The organism is Trichocoleus sp. ST-U2 (assembly GCF_039961875.1).
GTDB lineage: Bacteria > Cyanobacteriota > Cyanobacteriia > Cyanobacteriales > FACHB-T130 > FACHB-T130.
Window position 1 is genome coordinate 1 of sequence record NZ_JAMPJY010000015.1, and the last position, 18,782, is coordinate 18,782.

At 42.8% G+C, this 18,782-nt stretch carries 23 protein-coding genes; 15 read left to right on the forward strand and 8 right to left on the reverse strand.

The window, feature by feature from the left end; all coding sequences use genetic code 11:
- The first annotated feature begins 127 nt into the window (after positions 1-127).
- The 4 genes from NC996_RS12195 (at position 128) to NC996_RS12210 (ending at position 2,623) form a co-directional block, all read left to right on the forward strand.
- Positions 128-436 carry a ribbon-helix-helix domain-containing protein gene (locus NC996_RS12195; RefSeq protein WP_190690425.1) on the forward strand — a complete coding sequence of 103 codons (309 nt, stop codon included), beginning with the start codon at positions 128-130 and terminating at the stop codon, positions 434-436.
- Complete coding sequence (locus NC996_RS12200) at positions 433-600, forward strand: hypothetical protein (protein WP_339380560.1); 168 nt, start codon at positions 433-435, stop codon at positions 598-600. Before NC996_RS12195 ends, NC996_RS12200 begins: the two co-directional genes overlap by 4 nt.
- A 307-nt stretch (positions 601-907) precedes the next feature.
- On the forward strand, positions 908-2,122 hold the full coding sequence (locus tag NC996_RS12205; RefSeq protein WP_190690431.1) for a J domain-containing protein: 1,215 nt from the start codon (positions 908-910) through the stop codon (positions 2,120-2,122).
- Between the two features lie 111 nt (positions 2,123-2,233).
- Positions 2,234-2,623 (forward strand): nuclear transport factor 2 family protein, encoded by a 390-nt coding sequence (locus NC996_RS12210; protein WP_190690435.1) that lies wholly within the window; start codon positions 2,234-2,236, stop codon positions 2,621-2,623.
- 63 nt (positions 2,624-2,686) lie between these two features.
- Here the strand turns inward: NC996_RS12210 and NC996_RS12215 are convergent, their stop codons facing one another.
- Complete coding sequence (locus NC996_RS12215) at positions 2,687-2,887, reverse strand: hypothetical protein (RefSeq protein WP_190690439.1); 201 nt, start codon at positions 2,885-2,887, stop codon at positions 2,687-2,689.
- On the opposite strand from NC996_RS12215, the gene NC996_RS12220 reads away from it, so the two are divergent.
- The gene (locus NC996_RS12220) at positions 2,877-3,440 is read left to right on the forward strand and encodes a DUF4303 domain-containing protein (protein ID WP_190690442.1); all 564 of its coding nucleotides are present in this window, start codon (positions 2,877-2,879) and stop codon (positions 3,438-3,440) included. The genes NC996_RS12215 and NC996_RS12220 overlap by 11 nt on opposite strands.
- Positions 3,441-3,887: 447 nt before the next feature.
- Here the strand turns inward: NC996_RS12220 and NC996_RS12225 are convergent, their stop codons facing one another.
- Genes NC996_RS12225 through NC996_RS12235 form a run of 3 tightly spaced genes read right to left on the reverse strand, consistent with a single transcriptional unit; the run spans position 3,888 to position 5,140 of the window.
- Positions 3,888-4,046, reverse strand: a complete 159-nt coding sequence (locus NC996_RS12225) for a hypothetical protein (RefSeq protein WP_190690445.1) — start codon at positions 4,044-4,046, stop codon at positions 3,888-3,890.
- On the reverse strand, positions 4,043-4,822 hold the full coding sequence (locus NC996_RS12230; protein WP_242037736.1) for a GIY-YIG nuclease family protein: 780 nt from the start codon (positions 4,820-4,822) through the stop codon (positions 4,043-4,045). The genes NC996_RS12225 and NC996_RS12230 overlap by 4 nt, the downstream gene beginning before the upstream one ends.
- Positions 4,823-4,834: 12 nt before the next feature.
- Positions 4,835-5,140, reverse strand: coding sequence for a competence protein CoiA family protein (locus NC996_RS12235; protein WP_242037737.1), 306 nt, complete (start codon positions 5,138-5,140; stop codon positions 4,835-4,837).
- On the opposite strand from NC996_RS12235, the gene NC996_RS12240 reads away from it, so the two are divergent.
- From NC996_RS12240 to NC996_RS12250, 3 genes are all read left to right on the forward strand, one after another.
- Positions 5,125-5,823, forward strand: a complete 699-nt coding sequence (locus NC996_RS12240; protein WP_190690448.1) for a thermonuclease family protein — start codon at positions 5,125-5,127, stop codon at positions 5,821-5,823. The genes NC996_RS12235 and NC996_RS12240 overlap by 16 nt on opposite strands.
- Before the next feature lie 160 nt (positions 5,824-5,983).
- A complete protein-coding gene (locus tag NC996_RS12245) occupies positions 5,984-6,880 on the forward strand; it encodes a phospholipase D-like domain-containing protein (protein ID WP_190690452.1) in 897 nt (298 codons plus the stop codon).
- Between the two features lie 1,366 nt (positions 6,881-8,246).
- Positions 8,247-9,296, forward strand: a complete 1,050-nt coding sequence (locus tag NC996_RS12250; RefSeq protein WP_190690455.1) for a hypothetical protein — start codon at positions 8,247-8,249, stop codon at positions 9,294-9,296.
- Positions 9,297-9,537: 241 nt separating this feature from the next.
- On the opposite strand, the gene NC996_RS12255 is transcribed toward NC996_RS12250, so the two are convergent.
- Positions 9,538-9,834 carry a hypothetical protein gene (locus NC996_RS12255; protein WP_190690458.1) on the reverse strand — a complete coding sequence of 99 codons (297 nt, stop codon included), beginning with the start codon at positions 9,832-9,834 and terminating at the stop codon, positions 9,538-9,540.
- Between the two features lie 219 nt (positions 9,835-10,053).
- Complete coding sequence (locus NC996_RS12260; RefSeq protein ID WP_339380565.1) at positions 10,054-10,452, reverse strand: tyrosine-type recombinase/integrase; 399 nt, start codon at positions 10,450-10,452, stop codon at positions 10,054-10,056.
- A gap of 66 nt (positions 10,453-10,518) precedes the next feature.
- Here NC996_RS12260 and NC996_RS12265 point away from each other — a divergent pair, with 66 nt between their 5' ends.
- The 5 genes from NC996_RS12265 (at position 10,519) to NC996_RS12285 (ending at position 12,977) form a co-directional block, all read left to right on the forward strand.
- The gene (locus tag NC996_RS12265) at positions 10,519-10,773 is read left to right on the forward strand and encodes a hypothetical protein (RefSeq protein WP_190690460.1); all 255 of its coding nucleotides are present in this window, start codon (positions 10,519-10,521) and stop codon (positions 10,771-10,773) included.
- A gap of 31 nt (positions 10,774-10,804) precedes the next feature.
- The gene (locus NC996_RS12270) at positions 10,805-11,131 is read left to right on the forward strand and encodes a hypothetical protein (protein WP_190690464.1); all 327 of its coding nucleotides are present in this window, start codon (positions 10,805-10,807) and stop codon (positions 11,129-11,131) included.
- 320 nt (positions 11,132-11,451) lie between these two features.
- The gene (locus NC996_RS12275) at positions 11,452-11,598 is read left to right on the forward strand and encodes a hypothetical protein (protein ID WP_190690466.1); all 147 of its coding nucleotides are present in this window, start codon (positions 11,452-11,454) and stop codon (positions 11,596-11,598) included.
- A 413-nt stretch (positions 11,599-12,011) separates the two neighbouring features.
- Complete coding sequence (locus tag NC996_RS12280; protein WP_190690467.1) at positions 12,012-12,317, forward strand: fertility inhibition FinO-like protein; 306 nt, start codon at positions 12,012-12,014, stop codon at positions 12,315-12,317.
- A 279-nt stretch (positions 12,318-12,596) separates the two neighbouring features.
- Positions 12,597-12,977: a hypothetical protein gene (locus NC996_RS12285; protein WP_199303390.1), complete on the forward strand. Its 381-nt coding sequence runs from the start codon at positions 12,597-12,599 to the stop codon at positions 12,975-12,977.
- Positions 12,978-13,368: 391 nt separating this feature from the next.
- Here NC996_RS12285 and NC996_RS12290 read toward each other — a convergent pair whose 3' ends face one another.
- Entirely contained in the window at positions 13,369-13,710 is a 342-nt protein-coding gene (locus NC996_RS12290; RefSeq protein WP_199303391.1) for a recombinase family protein, read from the reverse strand.
- 474 nt (positions 13,711-14,184) lie between these two features.
- Complete coding sequence (locus tag NC996_RS12295; protein WP_190690469.1) at positions 14,185-14,466, reverse strand: hypothetical protein; 282 nt, start codon at positions 14,464-14,466, stop codon at positions 14,185-14,187.
- Positions 14,467-15,041: 575 nt separating this feature from the next.
- Here NC996_RS12295 and NC996_RS12300 point away from each other — a divergent pair.
- Together NC996_RS12300 and NC996_RS12305 are read left to right on the forward strand one after the other, a co-directional pair.
- Positions 15,042-16,922, forward strand: coding sequence for a hypothetical protein (locus tag NC996_RS12300; protein ID WP_190690471.1), 1,881 nt, complete (start codon positions 15,042-15,044; stop codon positions 16,920-16,922).
- 1,217 nt (positions 16,923-18,139) lie between these two features.
- On the forward strand, positions 18,140-18,655 hold the full coding sequence (locus tag NC996_RS12305; RefSeq protein WP_190690472.1) for a hypothetical protein: 516 nt from the start codon (positions 18,140-18,142) through the stop codon (positions 18,653-18,655).
- Positions 18,656-18,782: the final 127 nt, after the last annotated feature.

Consider the following 18,782-nt stretch of genomic DNA (forward strand, 5'->3'; position numbering starts at 1 on the left):
TGATTCATCAAAAACAGGCAATTTCTGACTGCTTCTCTCAGGAGGCATCTATTTGGGAGGTCAGAGGGGCAGAAGCATCAGCCAAGGAATTTGAATCTTTGTTCAAGGAAATTCTGAAATTACTCAAATGACTCCCAAGAAACCCCGGAAAACTTTGAATGCTGCTGCTGACAAATTTATCTTTGGCGAACCAGAGCCTGAACCAGCAGATGAAAAACCGTCTTCTTCCCCACCTGCTCCAGAACCTGGAGGGCTGCTGGAAAAATTACAAAAAGAGGAATCACCCAAAGAGCGACCCATTAGAGTTAGCCTAGACCTCTCGCCAGAAATGCACCGCCGTCTTACCAATCTTGCCAATCGCACTGGCAGGAAGAAATCTGAAGTGCTGCGAATTCTACTGGCTGAGGCTTTGGCAGAAGTTGAAGGGGGAGATTGAGTTGTGCCAATTGGCATGGGATAGCGATCGCTTCAGACAAAAGAGTAGACATCGCCGCTAACTACCGCCTGCGAGGAAAGATTGGTCAGGTCAAGACAATTGGCAGCAATTGGATCGGCGTGGAATGTGAGGGGGATTGCACGAGTTCTTCGCCACTGAACTGACCCTGGTTTCTGGAGTAGAACCATCGCAGCCGAAGACAGTCAACGCAGCATTCAAGGCGATCGCTTCTTGGAGTTCCTACCAAAAGTCGAAGTGGAGCCACTACAAGAGCAAGGTTACGCGCCTCACTGGACAGGACAGCAATTAAGAATCGCGCTTAAGAAAAGGCTGGGCAATCGATGCTGCCCAGCCTACCCTCACAGCGCTTTCCCAGAGAATCTGATTGGATTCTTTCTGAAAACTCTGTAAAAAACTCTCTAATAAACCTGTAACGGGTAGAATACCTACACAATAAAGGTTTTAACCACAATGAATAAACCCACGGGCGGCAGGACGAGAAAAGAGGATTACACTACCTCTGTGATGCGGGTGCCAGACCCAGTGAAGCCGAAAGTCATTGAAGTTATCGAAAAATTTCATCAAGCCAGACAGCCAAATCAACCTGTAACAAGTAATTCCCCGTATTGGCAAATTCCAGCTTCTTTAATTCCTGAGCTGCTGGATTTTAGCGGAAACGAACCCATTTTGGTGACAGAGTGCAGCATCAGTAATGCCGACTGGTGGAACCAAGAGGGCACACAACAGTGGGAAAAATGCTGGCGCGAAAACTTAGAACGCTTTAATGACTTAGCGGATCGAGTGAATGAATGTCTGCGGCAAGTTGACAATAGTTGGACGCTGGCATTCCCTGACGACAATGAGAAAGCCGTTAAGAAGTTATGCGAATACCACTTAATCTATCTAGATCAACCGACTACGGCTGCCACACCCCTAGAAGCTGTGCAATGGGCATTGACATCTAATTATTTTGGCTCTGGGTTGAAGGAAAAGATTGTCGATGCTTTTAGACAAAAGCAATGGGGAATTTTAAAAGCTTTAGAGGTGGGGGTTCACCCGCCGATTAACCGACGAGAATATTGGCTGAGAAACTACGCTGAACAACTGGGCAAACCTAACGTGAATTACTGGCAGTGGCGGCAGAACCCAGAATCACGAGAAATTGCCAACGAACTGACTGGGCTTCTAGAACTGCCAGAACCCTCAGCAGATACGCGGCGAGTGCTTGAGTGTTTGGCAGAAGGGAAAGATCCGTTCTACGATCCCAAGCCGAATGGAGGGGAAATATATATCGGCTTTAATACATTTCTGAGCAAAGGCGCACTTAGCAGCTACGACCCCAAAATGAAGCAGCGTTGTCGTGACGCCTTTAGAAATTGGCATCAAACAGTTCTTGCCCAGTTGGGACAGGATACTTTAGAAGGAATTTACCGAGTCTGCTATGGCTGCGACTGGATTCTGATTGAATCCATCTTGGCTCCACCGCTTGTAGGGGCATGGTGGGACGTTTTACAGGTATCGCCTAGTGCCACTCTAGAAGAAGTCAAAAGCGCGTACCGGGCAGCTGCCAAGGTTTGGCATACGGATGTCAACAGCAGTCCCATCGCCAAAGCTCGGATAACAGCAGTGAATAAAGCCTACGAAGAGGCGAAAGCAAGTTTTACCGATTACAAGTATCGAGTCTAGCGATCGCCATCCTAAGACGAAGATTGCTGTTTTCAGTAACAACATCATTATCATTGCGGTTAATCTTACTGAAAACTAAGCGTTTCTCAATGTGTAGAGGAGAAGTCTTCAGTGGAAAATAGAACAATTGAAAACATTGAAAACCTGGAAGAAAAACTGCGGCACGCCATGCTCACCAGTGATGTTTCCGCACTGGATGAACTCATTGCCGATGATCTTGTATTCACAATGCATACAGGTCTGGTGGTCAACAAGCAATTCGATCTGGAGGCGCACCGCTCTGGAATGTTTAGGTTCACTTCGTTGGATGTTAGCGATCGCCAAATCCATCCTTATGGCGATTGCATTGTAGTCACCCTCAAAGTGAAAGCTGCTGGAACCCACAGCGGTCAAGCTTTCTCAGAAACCTATCGCTTTACTCGCGTCTGGGTACAGCGACAGAACCGTTGGCAAATTGTAGCAGGTCATGTTTGCCAAGTGATTCCAGGAGCGAAAGCGTAAAAAGATAGCTACTTGACTGAGTAGTTTGTCTCAACAAAAGAACTCTCTAAATGGGACAATTAATTAGGCACTTTTCCAATGCTGGATTGAGCATTCTAGTCGCTGATTTTTTAGGGGTTTAGATGGGACAGCTAAAGCCGTATCGAGTAGCGATTTATTGTCGCGTTTCGACGGATGAGCAAAGTTGCGATCGCCCAATCGAGTCATATTGGATTTCACGCGAAACTCAGCACTATCATGCCCAGTATTTTTGATGACAAACACAGCCCTGCAAGCATGGCTTGATCATGACGATCCTGAACTCGTTGATGCCATTAAATTAGAGATTCGCGAACATGTTGCAAAACTTCATGCTCGTGCAATTCAATTTTATGGTTATGCGATATTACCTGGTGAATTTGAGGCAATTCATAGCCTTATTGTTGCCTTTAATCGAGAATCAGATATCGCTCCAGAGAATGTCACTAACGCCTATTATCGATATTCTGTTGATGAATGGTCTAACTACGAACATGGTGAGTTTCCAAAAAGCAATGCCATCATAAATTTACGCAACTCTCAGTTTCAAGAACTGCATGGCAATGACGACCCTGACAATTATGAAATGGATAGTTGGGAAGTCGCGCACGCTATCAAGTTACTTAATGCAATTCTGAGAGCGATGACGGAATTGCGTCATGACGGTCTAATTGGAGGTGATAAATCATTTGCCATCATCTGGATTGCCGATTCCGATAACAGCATAATGTCTCAGTCTGCTAAAGCACTGAACACTGATGCTGTTTATAAAATGTTTGTAGAGGAATTCGGTGACTAAGATGGCGTAATTTTTGAAAGATGCATAAAACGTGCGTTGCAACAGAATGAGTACAGCTTTTGGTGATGAGTTCGGTATTATTTGCATCTGCTGAATGCAATCGTTGAACTACTATGTATGCAACAGTCGTGCTATTGCAATGAAGAATCAAGCAGGCTTGAACATTTCAACCCTTGAGTTTTACAGCATAATCAGGCGTTTAGAGTATTAACTGCCTCAGAAATGGTCAAAGATAAGATAGTCGGTGCTGGTGAGCATTCAATCAAGGGAGCTGCTACACGATATAGCTCCCAAAGTTTTCAGCCTTAGCAATCAAAATTTCTCCAACGCTATACAAAGACGCATCGGGATACAAAGACGCATCGGATAAGATAACCAGTTGCAATCACACTATTCAAGGTTGGCGGATATAAGTCCCAATTGGAACTTGAAAACAGCGATCGCTACTTATTCCAACAAATCCAGAGCCTGTGTTAACCGCTTTTGGATTTCTTTTAATTTTGTTCGCGCTTGGGTCAACTGATTGCGCCGCTCAAACCCCAATCGAGCCTCAATATTTCGCGGGTCATCATCGTGGCTGAGGTCTTTAAAAAGGTTCGTTCTCACAGACAATGATTTTCAGTCCTAGCAGGTGCTGACTTATCATCCTCCATTAAAATCTCAAATTCTACTTGGCTAAGACATTTGAGATACATCTGTTCTAAATCGTTCAATACTTTACTCGCCTCAGTACCAAACTTGTAATATTCAGTTAAGCTGCCCAATCGATAGTTAAACGGCTGGTAGCGATGCTTGAAATATAGTTCAATGTTGCCCCTGTGTTTCCAAGTACCTAGTACCTTAAGTTCAACGTTTTTGTAGTGGCAGCGCAAATCCCGCCTAATTTCTACCATTCGTTCTTCAAGCGGTCGCTTGGTCACACCGATTTTATATAGAGTTTCACTATCAATTATTACTTCTAAATAGTACAAGCGATGCTCTAAAATCCTTCTGAGCTGAGTTCGGTAAAGCCATAAATCAATTACTCGTTCTTTCAGGTCCAGGGATTTTAGAACCTTAGCAAGTTCAACCTGCCGTTCTATATCAGCTAATTTTTTAAGGAGAAGCGGCTCTTGAATCTGACTGAATTCCTTTAAAGGCAGCGCTCCAACTGGAATCTGACCGAGCTGTGTAAACTCGTAGCCGGGAGGATTTTGATAAGGATTCTTCTGCAATAAATTTGCTTTAATTAATGGCTTGAGTTCGGCAGAGAAAGGAATACTCCAGCCATTCTGACCGCATGACTTCCACAGGGTTTTGAGCAGTTGCAGTGCCTGACCTGATAGCTCAATATTGAAGTTGTCATACAGAGGAAGGGTAGGAAACTCTCGCTTAACCGTCACGGAGCGACAGGTTTACCCGGTATGAGCGAAATGATGTTCCTTAATTTGACCCTTCTTCGCGACTAATTTGACTCCACAATAGGGGCAAACTAAATCACTTTTTCCGCTAGAGACATCAACAATATTAACCAATTTATTATCAGCGCTGACCCCAAACTTTAGCAGCCACACATAAGTCATATCGCGAATCACTAAGTATTTATAAACTTCGACGGCAGATGAAATCAGGACGGTTCCTTGGATGAGCGCGATCGCCTCCCAGTTTCTGGGAACACTAGAACTGTCCCAGATGAGAAGGTGTGATGAACAAACTTGCAACTGCCGCTGCCCTAATCCTGGTCTTAACGGGAATCCCCGCCGCTGCCCAAACCACAGCAACAGTTGTCAGCACTGGCGATGGTGATACACTCCGAGTAAAAAGCCAGGGAAAGGTGGTCACAATCCGGATGGCTTGTATTGACGCGCCAGAAACAGGACAGCGCCCTTGGGGTCAACAATCGGCTGCAAAACTCAAGCAACTTCTTCCCGCTGGCAAGGCCGTGCAGATTCGGGCAATTGAGCAAGATCGCTACGGACGAACTGTCGCTGAACTCTACCTGGGAAAACAGTCAGTAAACCTGCAAATGGTTAAGCAGGGGCAAGCTGTTGTGTATCGCCAGTACCTCAGCGGCTGTGCATCCACAAAAAATCAGTACCTTCAAGCTGAAGCCCAAGCTAAGCAGAAGAAGTTGGGATTCTGGAATCAAAGTAAACCAGTCATGCCGTGGGATTTTCGTCGAGTCGGGCAATCAGCAAGTAATCAACCATTCTCCAGCGCCAAGCCCAAGCCAGCTCCATCTGCCCAACAAAACTGTAGCTCCGCTTATCCAGGCGTATGTATTCCCCCTGGTCCACCGGATCTGAATTGCCCAGATATCTCCTATCGGAATTTCAAGGTTCTGCCGCCCGATCCGCACGGCTTCGACCGCGACAGTGACGGGGTTGGATGCGAAAAAAGGTAACAGTGCAGTGAGGAGCGATCGCTCAGTTAAGCAGGGAAGACTAAAAAAATAACCCACTTTAGCGTCAGTAAGGAGGTTTACCACGAAACGCCCTTGGATAGAAATTGCTGAATATGCTGCCCTTGTCGGCTCTGCGCTAGGAACCGTCGCGGCGGCAGTCTTGCAGCAGGCGGTCTATGCAACCGCTCCCCTGACGGTTGCTCTCTCACTCAACGCAATCAATCGCTACCGATTTCAACAACAGACGCAGCAATACACCAGAGGCGCGATCGCTGACGTGCATCACATTGTTCAATCCCTGCATCACCAACTCCATACGCTACCCCCAGCCGAAACAGTAGACCTCAACCCCATCAGCCAGTCACTCGCACATCTGACGCATCAGTTTGATAACCGACCAGAGCCGGAGCAGATTCAAGATTTGCGGGAGGAGGTCGCCTCTCTCCCTCGTGCCTTAGAACTGGAGAAAGCGATCGCTACCCAGGTTGAGGAATCTGCCCTCGCTCTTGCGCTTGATATTAACCGACAGCTTGCAGTCGTCAAACCTTATGAGTATCGGCTGGCGATTGACCGCCCTGGCAGCCGCGCTGTGTTGATGGAAGCCCTGGCTCTTGCGAGTGAGCGGCTAATTTTAGTTTGTCCGTGGCCCAACAGTTATGGTGTTGATTCGGAGGTGATTCAGAAGCTTGAGGACCTAATGAAGCGCAAGGTTCACGTCGCCATCGGCTGGGGACACCTAAAGGATATCGATAAGACCAGTTCTAGTTCTGGTTCAATCCGCCATCGGCTCAAATCCTATTCGTTTCTCTATAGCGGACTAAGCGAACTGGAAACTTTAGAGCAGAAATATCCAGACCGATTCAAGCTAAAGCTACTAGGGACGCATGAGAAGTTTATCGTGTGCGATCGCTCGTGGACGATGCTAGGAAGTCACAACTTTTTGACCTCTGGCACCAAAAGCACAGAGCGAGAGGTGGGCTTAAGAACAAATGACCCGCGTATCATTACAGATTTGATTAAGCGGTTTGACACGGCCAAGGATATGGAGAAGCAGTAGTCTGCCTGGTTCTAGGGGAAACTTGAGAAAATTACCTGCGAGACTATGCCGAAGATCCCAGAGTGCGATCGCTGTCTCAACTTCCGGCCCTCCTGACGGGTGAAGCTAGAATTCGGCGCTCCGAATTCTAAAGAGCGATCACTGTCTTGATCTCCAACTCCTTGCTGAATCGGAGGAATTGTGGACACCAGAGGGAATGAGGTTTGTTAAGGGGGGAAATATAGCCTATCTGTCATTAGAGGCAAAGTAGTGCCTAAATTTCCACCTCATGTGCCTTGTGGCATTTTTCCCTTCAACTGATTAACACTACACCCGTAGGACAAAGCGCTCAGTTAATGTTTTTGCTTTTTTCACCTTTGTTATGAGATTGTCCGCAGTAGGGACAGAAGCGACGCTGGAGAGACATAATCGGTTCATTAGACCTCTTGCAGAATTAAGATGATGCGGCTAATTTGAGTTCGTAATTACACCACATTTATTAATTGCCTCATGACACATAGATTAAAAAATGGGTGATGAGACATGTTAGAACTGGCTTTGAGGCGGATTGTGTCAAGTCGAGAAATCTGTCTTGTAAACGGTCATTTAAAAGACAAATGAACGATTGAGTTTCTAGCGGGACTTAGACAAAAACCGATCAAAAAATGGCTTCAAACCTAGATAGAGAAAGATTTTTAGCTCGAACGAGCATAAATCCAGTATTCACAAGGGTTTCAGGCATTTTTTGGTCGTTGACCTCTTTTCCTTGCTCAGAAAGGTTTTCAGCTCCTAAAGGGACTAGAAAATGTCTAAGTCCCGCTAGTGCAATTGCTGAAAGATTAAGATGCGAGGCGGTTTGTCATTTGCCTGTCTTCCGAAATGCTTTAGCTAGTCTACGAAAACTTTCAGAAATTTTTATATAACAATAATTCCAAGAGTTGAATATTACTTCGTTGTAACGAAAGCTACCTTTACTTCAATAAGTAGCCGCTATATTCGTTCTGCATCAATGAATAACCTGCTTATACGCAGTCGGAAGTCATTGTATACAACTGTGAACGCCATCCTCCGCTTTCAGATTAATTTTTGTAACACATATATTACAATTGAAGCAAGATCATTAGTTAACTTGTATAAACGTGATTTGACTCCAAATTTCTTAATTTTTGTTGCCACTTGCAACTACAAACCGTGAGCAGGAGCATTTTCGTTAGCTTTAGTTAATTTTACTGATTTTTTCCAATAGTCAACAGAGTAAGATTTAAAGAGCTAGTTTTCGATGATTTAACAATCACTACTGATAGCCCCCTAAGAATTTCGCAAGTTTTTCTTCTCCTTTATGAAAAACAATCATTTGAATCATGACTTCTAAACGGTAGATATGCATATGAACAAATCGTATTTGACTAAATGTATAGAATGTGGTGTATCTGTCAGTTCTGTTGCCTATGAATGTCCCCAGTGTGGGACAAAAAAACCTCATGGTATTCCTTGCAAAATATGTAAAAAACCAGCGCAATTATCAAAAGCTATTAAGCGTATTAAAATAAACTCTGTTTTTTACGAACCGTTGAATAGACCAGAAGAATTAGTAAAATCTGAAGAAATCTATTTTTTCCATCAAAATTGTCTAAATTTAGTACATGAGGTCTTGGCTTACTGTAGCCTTTGTGGGTATACAATAACACAGACATGTTCGTCTTGCCCAAAATGTGGAGAGTGGTGGCAAAATGATAAATGTGCTTATTGCCATGAACCTATACTAAAGGGATTTGCGTTCATAGAAAGTACAGGAGCCAAATATCATAATGTCTATGCAGAAGGAGCAAAATATCATAATGTATGTGCAGAAATTCTCAAGCCGGAGTGGGAAAAAGAAAAAATAAATAGACAAAAAGAACAAGAAAAGTTACGTCAACAAGATGAGATAAAAGCTCGTGAAGAACAAGAAAAACGCCGTCAACAGTTAAAATTAGATCGAGAAATATCAAACCAGTTAGAACAACGCAGAAGAGAACAAGAAGAAGAAAGAAAAAGAAAAGAGGACTTAAATAAGTTTATTTTATTATGTATTGTATTAATAATATTTTTTGTAGGAATCTATTTAAGAAATCAGTCTAGTTCAGTAACATATAGTTTTTTGGGTGGAATTCATATGTCTTTTTGGTATAGTTATTACCTTACAAAGTATTCAATACGGTCTGGTGGTGGCTTAAGCATATTAATCATGATATTTCTAAGTTTTCCAGCAAGTTTTCTTGCTGCATGTTTTTCAGGACCAATATTAATCGGTATATATTGTTTAATATACATTGGAACACCTATAGAAAACCTTGTAAGACCAGAATATATTAGCTCTTGGCTCAATAACGGTTGTTTAATTGGCTTAGTTGTTGGTAGTATATACTCAGTAATAACAAAAGCCTATAATGATTAATAAATCATAAAATAAATTTTAAAAACTGTTTAGAAAAACAGCGTTTCAGATGCTATTGCCAATCACCTTTTCTTAGGAGATTATTATGAGTAAATGGACAGATGATACGAAGGAGCTTTTTAACTCTATTTAGTAAGCTTTCTATTTCTTTCAATATTTGATTAATTCTATTTTTTGTATAAAAAGAAAGAAGCTAAAATTTAATTAGCTTCTGAAAACTAAATAATATAAAAGCGAGAAATCAATTTAACATTAAAGATGGGAGTTTTTTACGAATGTCTTCAATAACAGAATCTGCAACACTTGATTGAAAACGAACCCCACCACTTTTCATTTGATAACCTGCTTGATTAGTTCCTCTATCATACCAATAATGAATATGATTACCGTCGGGATCAGACTCACTAGAAAATGCTACTAAAAATCCTATAACTAAACCAGAGTGATTATCAACATTAAATTTTACTTTATACCCCGGTACTTCAGAGTAAGTATTCCAAGTTCTTGGCCATATACGATCATTGTTTTGACGAGGCATTGTTGTAAATTTCTATAAGAACAGTATTTGATCCTTCAAAAAAATACCTTAAAGTATTTTTTCTGTGTTTCCTTTTACCTATTTTAATCTAGAATACAAAAAAAGTAGACAGGAAGAAAATAAATATTTACAAATCCAACTAGATAAATGTATATAAGTTAGAAGCTACTTTTTTCGCGATAAAGAATATTAGAACCATTAAATAATCTAGAAACTTATTTATAGATTCAATAAATCCCTTGCATAAATAGTGAAACGAAGTACCAGGAATGCATTCATCAATAGCTCAATAGAAAGGGCTAGATAAACAGGTGCTTGAAAAAAGAAGTATTTTTCTACATCGTTCTGGGTGACTTGCTCAACTGGCGATTGCATTTTTAGCAGATGTATTAGAAGTCCTGCTCTATCAATCCAGAGCTGAAGTTGACTGAGATTCCTGTGACCCGACACTTCCTGAACAATTCTTAAGGGAATTAGAGTGTTGCTCATTTGGGTCAGGGCTGAATGCCGGAAGCTGTGAGTCGAGATGCCTTCTAGTCCGACTCGTTTGCAGGCTTTTCTGAGTGCCTTAAGCTGAGTCGGGTTGAAAAGGAGAACCGAAGCGACCGGGAAACAAATAGGGTTGACCTACTGCTGGGTGGTAGTTGGTGATAAGTATTTTCCAGCGAAATTATTGCTGAATGGTTGAGCCTTGAAATCCTTCGTTTTAGCTGTGAGCAAGTATATGAAGAGCTTTATTCTCATTTCCTGCATAAATTAGGGCAAGATTCTTTCCCTTCTGCGGCTAATGTATTAGATGCTTTTGTAAACTATGAAGCAGCAAAATCTTCGGCTGGGATATTGCTCTCGACTAATGACTTTAATAAGTTAAATCCGTTTTTAAGTAAACAGTGGGAAGAGATTTGTAATAAGCTTGACATAAAAGAAAAATTAAGCTAATTTCTTTTTAATCTTTACTTGAGTTTAATTAATGTCAATTATTGTTTGGGAGGCCGAAAATACTTCCGATGATAATGAAAGCAACTTTGACAAGATTAGTTATTGGTGGGAGCAGTTGAAAGATCAAGTAGTAATACACCGTACTTCTTCCGGTAGTCGTAATGGTGGATTTTTTGAGAGAGAGGCTTCTTTAACTATTCATAATCCAAGATTAGCTAATAAAATACTTAGTTTTAATGGTTGCAATATGCCCGTTAAAAAGCTTGAGTTAACTTTACAGGAAAGAAGCTTAGAAGTTCATACTGCTGACAGCTCAACAATTCAAGTTTTTGAATTAGGCATGTTCGCTTACTTTTAAGAAGTGCTTTAGCCTTTGCTCGTTATAGCCTGTTGTATAGAGCTGTCATGCGACTTGTCGCGCTGTCGCACAATCTTGTCATGTGACCTGTCGCGTGAGGCTGTCATGCTTGTCGCGCCGTACATGACAGCCTTCGCGACCGCTAGTTAGCCAGGAACGCGACAGAGGAGTGAGCCTTGTCTTCTTCGTCAATCTGCCCATATCCCATGTCTGCCAGTAGCCCTAAATATTGATGAATTTATTCGCTACTTTTTTCTTTCAAACAGGCAAAGTTTTTATGTTCTAAAATGACTTGCCATCACCAGACCTAGATCCCTCATGTGCTGAAGAATCCAATTCTTCCTCTAATCCGGAATAAGTATATTTCCCGCAGTGCGATCGCCCTGGTGTCCGATCCAGCTCTACATCGTCATATCCAGGTTTTACTACCAGGAAAGGCGATCGCTCACTTCAGCGGGCAAGACTAAATCAGAGAGCGTCGATCTTCAGCACATTAGGTTTACAGGCGGAATTAAGCTGCTGTGCCGAGAACAGTTCAAGCTGATTGGGTTGTAGGGCATCTGTTGAGGATATCAAACAGATGACAGGGGTGAGGACAGCGCTGGATAGGTTTATCAGTGAGGTTTGGGCTAAAGTTTTTAGGCGGTTGGTGTTGGTTATGAGATAAATGCCAACCCGTTAGCGAGGAGAGGGGACAGAGACACGAGCAATTGGAGTGTGTTCAACACCTTACGGCATCTCTCGGTATAGTGACTAAGTTGGCAACAATTTCGGTGCGCCGAAATCTCGTGTTTAACCCCTTACGGCATCTCTGGCTGAGTCACCGGCTTGCTTGCACTTCCTACAAGGTTCAACGCCTTACAGCATCAGTGGAGGATAAATGACAACTTCAGGAAAGCTTGAAATCACCATAAAAATCAGCGAATTTCCAGCCGATGTAAAAACCGTTGAGAATGGCTGGAAGTCATTTGAAATTGACTGTGATGGGCAGCTTGTCAGCGTTACTGTTAAACCGAAGGTCTTTAAGAAGCTAGAACAGGCACAAGCCGAGTACCCCATGTGGGTGGCGGCGATCGCTGGAAAGATGGGAGAAACGAGTGAAAACGGCTTTGTGCTAGTAGAGTCAAATATACAAGTTTTTGAGAAAAAGCCAAAGGAGCCAAAAGAGGCACCAATCGTGGAGTAAGGCGCGATCGCGCTTCCTCAGCAAGAGTGATCGCGTTTGTCACCGCGAGGGCGATCGCTCATGGACTGCCCAGAAGTCCAACTTTTTGCCTTCAGATACCACAAGCACAGAGCCAGAGGTGGGCTTAAGGACTAATCACCCGCGTATCATTACAGATTTGATTAAACGGTTTGACACCGCCAAGGATCTGGAGAAGCAGTAATTTGCCAAATTCTGGGGGATTCGCTAGAGCGCGATCGCTGCCAGCTAAATCTTTACAATCCTTCGATAGGGTGTACCGTGCATCCCGCAGGACCAGATAGCGATCGCTGTCTCGACTTCCGACCCTCCTGCCTAGTGAAGCTAGAATTCGGAGCGCCGAATTCTAGCTTCACTGGTTATCTGGACTTTCAACCCTCTGTTGAACCTCCTGAAATGTCGGTACAAAAGGGAATGAGGTTTGTTAATGAGGATCTGGTACTGGATCAACCAACTTATGACGGCAGACCAGTGCCCACGCCTCGGCAACGATTCACACCAGAGGCAAAGCTAGAGCTGCTGGATTATCACCCCATGTTTACAGGCAGATGTCCCTCCTGTGAGATGCCCTTTGAGAGGAAGACCCCACCCTTAGTGCATTGGGATTGCTCTCAGTGCGAGTGGGTAGATGATCGTGTGTGAGCGATCGCGCGCTTCGATCAACAACAATACCAGCACAACGGTTTAAGTGCAGTGTACTCAATATGCCTTGCTGGTATAAGAGCCTGCCACAATCGTGCGCTCGTTCACAAATGGTAGTCTAACCCTCTCCTGCCAAACTGGGGTGAAAGCTTGATTTTTCGTAGGTTGTAACCGGATAAATTCATCAAATTTTCCCAAAGTGCCACAAAAGGGCATCTGTCAGCTTCTGAGAATTTAAAGTTCTCAATCCTTTCTCAATCTGGCGCTCCAGATTGAGATTTCCTGAAATTAGTTCTTTGGAAAATTTTAGAGTTGTCAAACCCCTTGCCGCACGCGATCGCGCAAAACTCCTTTATTACGACTCTATTACGACCTCTCGCTCTCTTCGCGGCTAATCCGGTATGGGTTCTTTCTTGAATAATTTATTGCTCAAACGAGAGCGAAGCGCAAGCGCGACGACCAGTCGTTTGCTCTCGTTGATGCTGAAGACCAACTTGCCGCCACCCGTTGTGGTATCTATGCTTTTAGTCAGGCTAACAAATCCGGTGCCAGAGGTCTTAAAGTCTTCGATCAACGTTAGCAAATACTTAAGGCTTCTACCCTGCCGGTCAAGTCGCCACACAACGGGGCTATCTCTGTTACAGAGAGGTTCAAGACACTTATCTACTTCCTTGATACCATTCTCTGTACAAATTGTTACTGACGTGCGCGTTACCTTTCTAACCGTCTCCAAATTCTAATCTTTCCTTCTAAGATTAATAAACCTCGTTCTGGATGCAGAACTATAAAATTTGGATGCTGTTGTTTACGTCCAATCGGAACGTCGTACCACAAAAGGGTGTTTGACTCTAACTTATGAATTAACCTGTTGGCAAGCCGTCTTTCTCGAAGAGTCGTGCTTCACCGACAACTATTGTTGGGTGGAATTAAAGTAGCCATTTAACCCTCATTGCAAATGCGTTGCCGTTGACGCTCAGAATGTGTGTATTTTCGGAAGTTGTGGCTAGGAGATACTTCATGGGTAAAATGGTACGCCTCCTAAATCTCTTTCTTATAATTCCCAATTTGGTTGGATTTATAACGCTAAAGATACCTAGCGACTTCTTTAGCAGATATATAGGTTTACTTCTCAGAACGGTGTTGCTAGTAATGGTAAACCTGACTATCTAGCTGACTTCCTCAACGGTCGTAATGACGGTAAGATTTCCTATGTTTTCTCTAAAGAAGTAGAGGGTTGAATGTCAGCACTCACTTGAAATTCTTCAAGAGCTACGCTTCGAGCAAACTCTTCAATCAGTGTTGAAATGCTGCATCGCTCAGCTTTAGCTTTAGCTTCAAGCTTAGCTTTCCCGGTTGGAGTAATCGTCAGATTTAACCTTTCTTTTATCTCATCGTAAATTAATCCTTTACCCCGCTGACACTGCTTTCCTTTGTGGCTTGGTTTTCTCCGATGTTCTGCTCTAACTTTACTCTTACTAGCCTTTACCATCTGGTACTCCTGTTTATCCGCATGAACCAATTTCCTGAATTTATTTTCTAATACGAGGGCGGAAGGGCGTTCTATAAGAATACCTTAAAAGCTTCTATTTGTTCTATTGCTTGCTATACATAATTTTTGTTTATACGCATAAATTAGGAAATTATGGCGTTCTATAACTATAGAAGGGCTTTATAGAAGACATAGTAGCAAAATTGAAGTTTAATAACTTCAGTTTTGCGATGTCTTGTTGTTAAATTATTGGTTTTAATTAAGACAATTAATTTACAAATGTCTTTAGGCAGTTGCTCGAAACCGTTGCCATGCAAGGTTTTTGAATAAATATAGGTATTCAAACTATTAGTAAAACCACGTTAAATTAGACAACTTTAAGTAGAAAAGTAATGTAGCGCAACATCAATTCGGACAATCCATTATTCCGCAAACACGGGGTGCCGTATATGCTATTGACTCTTTTTTGTTCTATAATGAGCAGGGGATAAGGGAGAGTGTTTATTAGCAAACCTGATGATTACAGATTTTTTTGTTAATACGCATGAACCAAAATAGCTAAAACGATGAAAAATATGAACAGCAAAACACCAATTTTTGGTATTCCGGCGAATGTATTGGAGGTAGTTGATGCATATAAACATCATAACAACGCCAATGATTTTTCCTTCGTTCAGAGTGCCTTGTTTCGCTTTACGATCCCAGGGCTTTCTGGGGTACTACCCCAAGGAAAACGGCTCACGGTAGATGAGATTTCAACCATTCGTCAATTTCTCGCGACTCTGCCTCTTTCAAAACTCTCTGAGTTTCGGGAGGCGCAGGAAAAAACCTTTAAACTTCTCCAAACCCCAGCGGACAAACAGTCTCAGCCAAGAAGCTACCTGAACAAGTTGTTGAATTGGGTTGATGAGCAAAACTGGCTAGTTACTGGGTCACTAAATGAAAGCAGTGAAACACAAGGCTACAGGTTTTACTTAAAAGGTAAAGGGGTGATGCAGCGAAAAAAATTAACTAATCGACCAGCCAATACTCTAGATAAGTTTGCTTTGAGCTTTGATGTAGAAGATTACTTCCCCGAATCTAGTGAGGAAGAGGAGAGCATTAAGCAAGAACTTGCCAGAATAGCTGGAGAAATACAAGTCTTTGAAGATTGGATGAAAGTGCGTGGCTACAAGGAATCTAGCCGAAAAATCCGCCGCGAACACGCCAAAAGATTTTTAGGGTGGCTATACCAGGCTAAACAAATTCCTTTGAAAAATTTATCTTTAAGCTCGCTAATTCCAGTAATTCGATTGAAGTATCTCGTGGGTGAGTTCGATAGTTATGAAAAGTTTATCTATGCCAAAGGATTGGCAATAGAAAAAGTTAAAGAAGTCGCTACAGAAACTGTAGAAAAGTTGGAAGACTTCTTTAAATGGTTAAATAATCCGCCAAGCCCTGGTACAAAGGCAATGTATGTTGAGGGAGTAATATCCCTAGCGAAATTCCTTTATCGCGATGAGACAGAGGAGGATTATCATAGGGAGTGCATGGATGTTCCTGTTGTCAGACGATTGAGAGTTTTCTGCAATAACCTGGAGAAGGAAAAACGTAGCTCCCGTCCGTCGGTACCTTATCACGAGAAAGCTATTACCTGGGAACAAACTTTATTAGCTTTAGAAAAACTCAGGATAGAAGCCAATCTTACCCATATTGACTCGAAGTTAAAAAGCGGAGTTATTCAACTAAAAAAGCGCCCTATGCAGGCTAGAGCTAACTCCTTGATGCGATTCCTGATTTTTGCTTTCTTTGTACTGGTTCCTCCGGATCGAGGCCGAACATTCCGCGAACTCCGAATAGGCGAAACCTTTAAACACGGGAGTTTCCACGGGGATCTTTTTATTCCAAAAGACCGGATGCTTAATCCTTTGGAAGCCCGCTATTACATTCATCTTCTACCCGACGATTACAAAACTGGCGATGCGTATGGGGAGTGGATTGGCGAGGTTCCCAATACTCAATTTCCCGATGGTTCGTACTTTTACGATTATTTGAATCGGTGGCTTTACGATGAAATCGTAAGCGTCCATCGACGCCATCAAATTACTTACCAAGGGATGAGAAGCGTTCTCAAGCCAAAAGATCATAATTATCTTTTCTTTGGCCCTATCAATAAGGAGCCACTGGATGACGCTTCAGATATGACTTCAAAAGTTAGGTATCCAATGGAACGCCTAACGGGAGTCCCGTTGGCTCCACACACTTTAAGGAAAATATTCCGTACCTTTATTAAGGATAAGCAGGCAACTCATGCAGAGGAGGAGTCAATCGCATTCTGGATGAAGCATGACCTACGAACGGCTAACAAAGATTACACTTTTCAAACCTGCCGTAACAAGTTGAACCCAGGCATTCAGCTAGCTAATCGTCTGAATGCAGAACTCCTTCAACAAATCGCCGACCATCTAGAAAACTAGGGTCGCGATCGCTGTGGTTCGCTTCGTCACTTCTTCCATCTAAGACAGTCTTAGTATTTCTCAGAAGGTGCCAGTTAGGATTCAGGAAAACCTTTGCGGCTTCACCCCATTAACTGGCACCTTTCCAGATGCACTAGGCACCAAAGTAAAAATTTGGTAGTTGTCTCCAACCCCCCCTTTTTCGATGCTTTACCCACGCAGTTAATAAATTTTCCACCAGATGGCTAACATCCTTCGCCCGACACTGCCGTTTGATCTTCCGCTCATTGAGCAGTTCGGCTTGCACATCCAAAAGTAAATCCAGCGAGATGTAAGCGGATATTTGACTAATTTATTGCATCTCTACTCCCTTACCATGACAGATTCATCCACGACCTCGGCACGATGGACACTGAATCTGCGATCTTCACAGCCGAAAGCTACAACCTAGCACTCGAACAGCTGCTTATAGAAGCAGGCGAAGACTCAGACCTGTACTGGTCTTTGTAATGATGCCACTCAGTGGTGATTGAGTGGCTGGACATCTAACCAACCCAAGCAAAACCAACGCGATCGCTAACACTCGAACGCGACGATGAGTGAATAAATTTTTGAAAGTTTTTGTACAGTGACTTTTATTTGACGTGGAGACGTATTAGTGTCGTTTAAGAGGCAAAGCTAAACATGGCTTGCTTTTTCAGCTCAATCTAGCTTGGTAATGCTGATAGTCAAATACTAGATAATTGAGCAAACGTTAATCCTGCTATAGGGCTTGATATTAGCAGCGGACAAATTTTGGTCGTTAGTGAAGCACTAAAGGTAACTGTCCCATTTTGGGTGACTGCCTAATTGAACAGTAGAAGACTGAAATGCCGCAAAGTCGCTCTTGGCAATTTAGGCTGTCCCATTAATGGCTCAAAATGGGACAGTTTGAGGCAACAAGTATCTAAACTATCTGCTCAGTAGAACCTTTACCTACCAGGCTTTTCAGCCTTAACGACCATTTTTTGTCTGTTTGCTAAAACCAAGCCTAATAGCTTAGAAGCTAATTCGGCATTTTTTGGCTTGATTTCTTCTGGTATCAGTAATTTTTAATTATTTAAAAACTTTTTAAGTTAAGTTTATTTAGAGTAAACTTTTATCTATTTCAATGTGAAAAAAGAAGTTTCAGTAATTTCCTGGATTTCATTCAAATTTTGTAATGTTAGGGTTTGAGAGATTCAAAGAGTTACAAACAGATGAAAGTAGCTGGGATATTAGGTCTAGCAATTGGTAGCTGGTCTGTTTTGTTTAGTCAACCAGTCAAGGCCGAGATGTTGACGTTGGGTACTGCTTCTGGTGGACAAACGGTGAGACTCGACACAACATCGATTCCACGCAGCAGACAATCAGTGAGTTCGGGATCGATATTTGTGTATTACCTTGGCAACAGACGAATTGCGGCTGAAGCAAACTGTAGCACAGGGACTTGGGCGGCAGACGGCACGGATCATCGGCCCCAGTCCAAAGCAACTCGCAATATGCTTAGTATTGTATGTTCTGGAAGATATGCAGAACCCATAGAAGATATGGGTAACGTCCTAGTCTTTGATCCGCCCTCTAAAGTCCGGTCTTCACCCGGAGGTTCTGTCAAATGTACTCTCAGTGAAATGGTTGTAATTTCTGTGTATGTTGAACCTGACAATGGTTGGTACTCTACCGATGCTTGTGACGGTGGATGGATTCACTCTAGCCAAATCCGTCCTTTTGATTAACTTAAAGTAATATTTGAGATCGCCTGCGGAACTGAACGCAAAAATTTTACCTTTCTCCCTTGACTTTCCGAAGCCAAGGGAATTTTTTTAAGAGCGCGTCGCTGGATCTAGCAGCGCAGACAGTGGG

Bases quoted from the DNA above. Each gene is read 5' to 3' on its own strand.
- NC996_RS12195 (WP_190690425.1), top strand. From the start codon at position 128: ATGACTCCCAAGAAACCCCGGAAAACTTTGAATGCTGCTGCTGACAAA.
- NC996_RS12205 (WP_190690431.1), top strand. From the start codon at position 908: ATGAATAAACCCACGGGCGGCAGGACGAGAAAAGAGGATTACACTACC.
- NC996_RS12220 (WP_190690442.1), top strand. From the start codon at position 2,877: ATGACAAACACAGCCCTGCAAGCATGGCTTGATCATGACGATCCTGAA.
- NC996_RS12240 (WP_190690448.1), top strand. From the start codon at position 5,125: ATGAACAAACTTGCAACTGCCGCTGCCCTAATCCTGGTCTTAACGGGA.
- NC996_RS12250 (WP_190690455.1), top strand. From the start codon at position 8,247: ATGAACAAATCGTATTTGACTAAATGTATAGAATGTGGTGTATCTGTC.
- NC996_RS12255 (WP_190690458.1), bottom strand. From the start codon at position 9,834: ATGCCTCGTCAAAACAATGATCGTATATGGCCAAGAACTTGGAATACT.
- NC996_RS12270 (WP_190690464.1), top strand. From the start codon at position 10,805: ATGTCAATTATTGTTTGGGAGGCCGAAAATACTTCCGATGATAATGAA.
- NC996_RS12280 (WP_190690467.1), top strand. From the start codon at position 12,012: ATGACAACTTCAGGAAAGCTTGAAATCACCATAAAAATCAGCGAATTT.
- NC996_RS12295 (WP_190690469.1), bottom strand. From the start codon at position 14,466: ATGGTAAAGGCTAGTAAGAGTAAAGTTAGAGCAGAACATCGGAGAAAA.
- NC996_RS12300 (WP_190690471.1), top strand. From the start codon at position 15,042: ATGAACAGCAAAACACCAATTTTTGGTATTCCGGCGAATGTATTGGAG.
- NC996_RS12305 (WP_190690472.1), top strand. From the start codon at position 18,140: ATGAAAGTAGCTGGGATATTAGGTCTAGCAATTGGTAGCTGGTCTGTT.